General features: G+C 68.3%; 1 protein-coding gene. It reads left to right on the top strand.

Features of this window, described 5'->3' with window-relative positions; all coding sequences use genetic code 11:
• The coding region (locus AC01Y6_RS10685) for a nucleoside-diphosphate sugar epimerase/dehydratase (protein WP_476671507.1) at positions 1–804 on the top strand (804 nt) is incomplete at both ends.

Genomic DNA, 804 nt, shown 5'->3' with positions numbered 1-804 from the left:
CTGGGATTCCCTCTGGATCTACACCCTTCTCGGCGTTCCGATTGAGGCCCTGATCATCACCCTCTTCGGCTTTCACCGCCAGGCCTGGAGCCGTGTAGGGGTGCGGGACCTGGTGCGGCTGGCCCTGGGGGTGGGCCTGGGGGGGGGGATGCTCTGGGTCTTCGCCCTCGTACTCAACAACCTTTTGCCCGTGCCCCGAAGCGTACCCCTCATCGCCAGCGCCCTGGCCTTTCTTGCCATGGGAGGTGTGCGCCTTGGGGTGCGCCTCTACTGGGAGGAGAAGAAGGGGAGAAGAGCAGGAAAGACTAAGAAGCGCGTGCTGATCGTGGGGGCGGGCGAGGCGGGCACCATGGTGGCCCGGGAGATGCTCCGCCACCCGGAGGCGGACCTTGACCCCGTGGGCTTTCTGGACGACGACCCCAACAAACGGGGCCAGACCATCGCAGGGGTCCGGGTGGTGGGCACCCTGGAGGACCTCCCCCGGGCGGCCAGGGCTTTAGAGGCGGACGAGGTCCTGGTGGCCATTCCCTCGGCGCCCGGTTCCGTGGTGCGCAAGGTGGTGGAGCTGGCCCGGGCGGTGGGGGTGCAGTACCGGATCCTTCCCGGGATCTACGAGATCCTCTCGGGCCGGGTGGGGCTCTCCCAGATCCGGGAGGTGCGCCTCGAGGACCTCCTCCGCCGGGAGCCCGTGCGCCTCAACCTAGAGGAGATCGCGGGGTACCTGGAGGGCAAGGTGGTGCTGGTGACGGGCGCCGGGGGTTCCATTGGCAGTGAGCTCGTGCGGCAGGTGGCCCGTTTTAACCC

This window comes from Thermus sp. (genome assembly GCF_056332225.1).
Note: the sequence above shows the minus strand (reverse complement) of the source record. Positions and strands in the feature narration are given on the sequence as shown.